Annotated in this window: 2 protein-coding genes and 1 pseudogene; 2 read left to right on the top strand and 1 reads right to left on the bottom strand. The window is 66.2% G+C overall.

What is annotated here, in order from left to right; all coding sequences use genetic code 11:
- A partial coding sequence (locus ACWEBX_RS39430) for an ISAzo13 family transposase (protein WP_451889519.1) occupies positions 1–1,453 on the top strand: 1,453 nt, incomplete at its 5' end.
- 108 nt (positions 1,454–1,561) lie between these two features.
- Complete coding sequence (locus ACWEBX_RS39425; RefSeq protein ID WP_451889518.1) at positions 1,562–1,807, top strand: DUF2630 family protein; 246 nt, start codon at positions 1,562–1,564, stop codon at positions 1,805–1,807.
- Positions 1,808–1,822: 15 nt separating this feature from the next.
- Here ACWEBX_RS39425 and ACWEBX_RS39420 read toward each other — a convergent pair.
- Positions 1,823–1,915 (bottom strand): annotated as a pseudogene (locus tag ACWEBX_RS39420) (hydrolase); the annotation flags it as partial.
- Positions 1,916–2,153: the final 238 nt, after the last annotated feature.

Here is a 2,153-nt window from a genome sequence, read left to right as displayed (position 1 = left end):
GACGGGCTCCCTCAGACCTCGTACGGCTGGACGACGACGAAATTGCCGGGCGCGGCACGGAACTGGAGGTTCACGCTCTCGCCCGTGTCACCGGCCGCTGCGCTGGACGACGAAGTCGACACGCAAACTCGCCGGCGAGCTCACCAGGCAAGGCCACCGCGTCTCGGCGGACACTGTCGCCGACCTGCTCCGAGAGGAGGGGTTCGGCCTCCAGGCCAACGTCAAGACCCTCGAGGGCGCTCAACACCCCGACCGTGATGCCCAGTTCCGCTACATCAACGACCGGGCCAAGGAGCATATGGGCGCCGGTGATCCGGTGATCAGTGTGGACACCAAGAAGAAGGAGCTGGTCGGCCCATACAAGAATGGGGGTCGTGAGTGGGAGCCGAAGGGAGCTCCGGCCCAGGTCAAGACCCATGATTTCCTGGACCGGCAGGGACCGGGCAAGGCGATCCCTTACGGGATCTACGACGTCGCCGCGAACACCGGCTGGGTCAGTGTCGGCACCGACCACGACACGGCCGCGTTCGCCGTTGCCTCGATCCGCCGCTGGTGGCAAGCCCGCGGCAGTCACGACTACCCTCAGGCCGCCCGGCTGCTGATCACCGCGGACGCGGGCGGCTCCAACGGATACCGCACCCGCGCCTGGAAGACCGAACTCGCTGCCTTGGCCGCCGAGACGGGCCTGGAGATCACGGTCTGCCACATGCCGCCGGGCACCTCGAAGTGGAACAAGATCGAGCACCGGCTGTTCTCCCAAATCTCCATGAACTGGCGCGGTAGGCCCCTGAACAGCCACGACGTCATCGTGAACAGCATCAAGGCGACCACTACGGAAACCGGGCTGACGGTCCACGCGGAACTCGATTCGGGCACCTACGACACCGGCATCAAGTTCACGGACACAGACATCGACGCCCTGCCCATGCACCGCCACCGCTTCCACGGCGACTGGAACTACACCCTCCACCCACAACACGGCGCCACGGCCGGCACGGCCGAGGACCCGCGGTCAGTCGAGGGCCTGGCGCCTCAGTTCCGTGTCGGCGGTCTGCGCAATCCGGAACTGACCGGCATGACCGAACCGGCACTCGACGAGCTCGTCGACCAGTTGTCCCAGAAACTCGATGGGCTACGTGAACTCGGGCGGTCCCAGCAGCGAGGAGGTGACCGCATCCGGGCTCGCGGAGCCGGCGCCAAGGACAAGCTGACCACCGCCGACAGAGTCCTGGCCACCGTGCTCTACCTGCGCAAACTCGGAACCCGAGACTTGATCGCACTGCTCTTCGGAGTGACTGGCAGCACCCTCACCCGGGCCGTTCACCAAGTCCAGCCCCTTCTCGCCGAGCACGGCTACACCGTCCGACCCTCGACAGCCAGGTTCCGCACACCTGCCGACGTCACCGCATTCCTCACGAAGAGCAAGCCCACGGAGATCAAGTCAGCATGTTGATTCTCTGCGAGCCCTAAGGCGTGCCACCCGCGCGAGGCCGTCTCTCTCGCTCGCCGACACCTCGGGTTCTTCATAGAGTGGCCTGGAGCCCCGAGGAGGCGTACGGCCATGGACCAAGAGCAGATCCTGAGCAGGATCACGGCGATGGTGGACGACGAGCGACGGCTGCGTGACTCCGTGGCAGCGGGTGCGATCGACAGCTCCACGGAGCACACGCGCCTCGCGGAGCTGGAGCGCGAGCTCGACCAGTGCTGGGACCTGCTGCGCCAGCGGCGCGCGAAGTCCGAGTTCGGCGAGAACCCGGATGAGGCGCACCCGAGGTCGTCGTCGCAGGTCGAGGGCTATCTGGGCTGAGCTTCGGGCTCCCGGTCAGCCCGTCAGTGCGAGCACCGGCCGGAGCCCGTCCGGGCGGTCCGCGACGGGCAGACGGTCGACGAAGTGCACCGCGCATCCCAGCGCCGAGCGCGGAGCAGGCGATCGCGAAGAACCGCGGATCCGGGATCGGTACTACTGCGACAGCTGCAAGGCCGCCCGCCCTCAGGAGTTCTACGACTATTCAAACGTCGAAGTGTCGTTCTCGCGACCCGCAGGATAGGTGAATCCATTGGATGAAGAAGGCTCGCTGCACAAGGTGACCGCCGAGGGGGCAACCTTCCTGGAGGTTCTTGAGCATATTTCGGGACGGTATTCTCGGTCCCTC

Source organism: Streptomyces sp. NPDC005070, from assembly GCF_053600395.1.
This window is presented reverse-complemented; position numbering and strand designations above follow the sequence as displayed.